A 2,169-nucleotide genomic window follows, 5' to 3' on the forward strand; every position below is an offset into this window, starting at 1 on the left:
GCCAATGACTGGCCGTTCGGCGCCGCTCTCTCGGTCTGCATCATGCTGGTGATCCTGTGCGTGGTCCTGGTCGCCCGTGGCGCCGACCACAGATTTGGCAGCCGCACATGAGCGCAGCGCGCACAGAGGCAAATGCAGGCGGCCGCTGGCTCGGCCTCTACGTGCTTGCTTATCTCGTCTTCCTCTATCTGCCGATCCTGCTGATCCCGCTGTTTTCCTTCAACGACTCCATCCAGGCGGCGTTTCCGCTGCAGGGTTTCACGCTCGGTTGGTATGAGACGCTCTACGGCAATCCGGCGCTCTCCGGTGCTTTGGCCAACAGCCTGGTGATCGGCGTGATCGCCGCCTCCGGCGCCACGCTCTGCGGCATCACCGTCTCCTACATGGACCTCTACGGCCGCTCGCCGCTCGCCGCCACCATCAGCGCCGTTGCCCGGCTGCCGATCCTGATTCCCGGCGTCATCGTCGGTATTTCGCTGCTTATCCTAGTCAACCTTATCGGCCTCGGCCCGTCGCGCATCGCCATCGTGCTCGGCCATATCCTGGTGGCGCTGCCGACGACCGTGGTGGTGATGCGCAGCCGCTTCGCCGCCATTCCAAAAACCATCCGCGAGGCGGCGCTCGACCTCGGCGCTTCCGACTGGACGACGTTCCGGCGCGTCATGCTGCCGCTGAGTGCGCCGGCCGTGCTGTCGGCCTTCATGCTCGCCTTCCTGACTTCCTTCGACGAGTTCATCGTCGTCTTCTTCCTGGCCGGCACCGAGCCGACGCTGCCGCTCTACATCTGGAGCCAGCTGCGCTTCCCGCGCTCGCTGCCGACCGTGATGGCGCTGGGAACCGTGATCCTCGCCGTGTCCTTCATCATCGCCGCGCTCGCCGAGATCCTGCGCCATCGCGGCCTCGGCGCAGCGCGCCGCAATCCAGCCTGAACCACAACAAAGAAGAGGAGAACGAAAATGACATTCCACCTGAAATCGATCACCGGACACAAGGCCCGGGCCGGCCTTGCCGCATTGGCGTTGGCGCTGTCGTCGACGGTCGCCTTGGCCGCCGACAAGCTGCAATACTTCACCTGGTCCGGCTACGAATTGCCGGACTTCAACAAGAGCTTCCTGGCCGCGCATCCAGACGGCGTCGAGGCGACGATCTTCGGCGATGACGACGATGCCTTCACCAAGGTCAAGGCCGGTTTCCGGCCGGACATTGCGCATCCCTGCTACGACAAGGTGGCGCGCTGGAACAAGGAAGGCCTGCTGCAGCCGATCGACACCAAGCGCATCAAGAACTGGGATTCGATCTTCCCGGTTTTCAAGAACCTGCCCGACCTGCAGGCCGGCGATGGCAAGGTCTGGATGGTGCCGTGGGACTGGGGCAACACCTCGATCCTCTACCGCACCGATCTGGTGAAGAACCCCGAGGCGAGCTGGAACCTTCTCTGGGACAAGCAATATGCCGGCCGCATGGCGACCATCGACGCCGTCCACGACACGCCGATCGTCGCCGCGCTGCTGGCAGGCGTGAACCCCTTTGACATGACGCCTGAGCAGATAGACAAGGTCGCCGCGAAGTTGCGCGAGCAACGGCCGCTGCTGTCGAGCTACACCACCGACATGACCTCGGTGGAACAGGCGCTGGCGAGCGGCCAACTGGTCGCGGCCATGACCTGGAACGCGTCCGCCACCTCGCTCAAGAAGCAGGGCGTCCCGGTCGAGTTCATGAAGCCGAAGGAAGGCATGCTCACCTGGGCCTGCGGCTTCGTCATGCTGAAGGACGCCAAGAACGTCGACCTCGCCTATGACTTCATCAACAGCCGGCTCGACGCCGACTCGGGCAAGTATCTGATCCAGTCCTATGGCTATGGCAGCTCGCTCTCAACCGCCTTCGCCGGCGTGTCGAAGGACGAGCTGGAGAAACTGCAGCTGCCGGCGGACCCGGACGTGATGCTGAAGAGCACCATCTTCACCGGACCGATGAAGCAGAATGACGACGTCGCCAAGATGTTCGAAAAGGTGAAGGCGGGGGGTTGAGCTGAGACGCCCCCTTCTCCCCTTGTGGGAGAAGGGGGCCGCGCAGCGGCCGGATGAGGGGTGTTCCAGGGAAAGCCAACGTCTCACTCCGCTGGAACACCCCTCATCCGTCTCGGCGCTATCGCGCCGATCCACCTTCTCC

The 2,169-nt window shown here is 63.8% G+C and carries 2 protein-coding genes and 1 pseudogene; all 3 read left to right on the plus strand.

What is annotated here, in order from left to right:
* Positions 1-111, plus strand: a pseudogene (locus EOA38_RS40730) (ABC transporter permease); the annotation flags it as partial.
* Positions 108-929: an ABC transporter permease gene (locus EOA38_RS34460; RefSeq protein ID WP_127301316.1), complete on the plus strand. Its 822-nt coding sequence runs from the start codon at positions 108-110 to the stop codon at positions 927-929. The pseudogene EOA38_RS40730 and the gene EOA38_RS34460, both read left to right, overlap by 4 nt.
* A gap of 27 nt (positions 930-956) precedes the next feature.
* Positions 957-2,027 (plus strand): ABC transporter substrate-binding protein, encoded by a 1,071-nt coding sequence (locus tag EOA38_RS34465; RefSeq protein WP_127301317.1) that lies wholly within the window; start codon positions 957-959, stop codon positions 2,025-2,027.
* The last annotated feature ends 142 nt before the right edge of the window (positions 2,028-2,169 follow it).

Source organism: Mesorhizobium sp. M1E.F.Ca.ET.041.01.1.1 (genome assembly GCF_003997355.1).
GTDB lineage: Bacteria > Pseudomonadota > Alphaproteobacteria > Rhizobiales > Rhizobiaceae > Mesorhizobium.

Bases quoted from the DNA above. Each gene is read 5' to 3' on its own strand.
- EOA38_RS34460 (WP_127301316.1), top strand. From the start codon at position 108: ATGAGCGCAGCGCGCACAGAGGCAAATGCAGGCGGCCGCTGGCTCGGC.
- EOA38_RS34465 (WP_127301317.1), top strand. From the start codon at position 957: ATGACATTCCACCTGAAATCGATCACCGGACACAAGGCCCGGGCCGGC.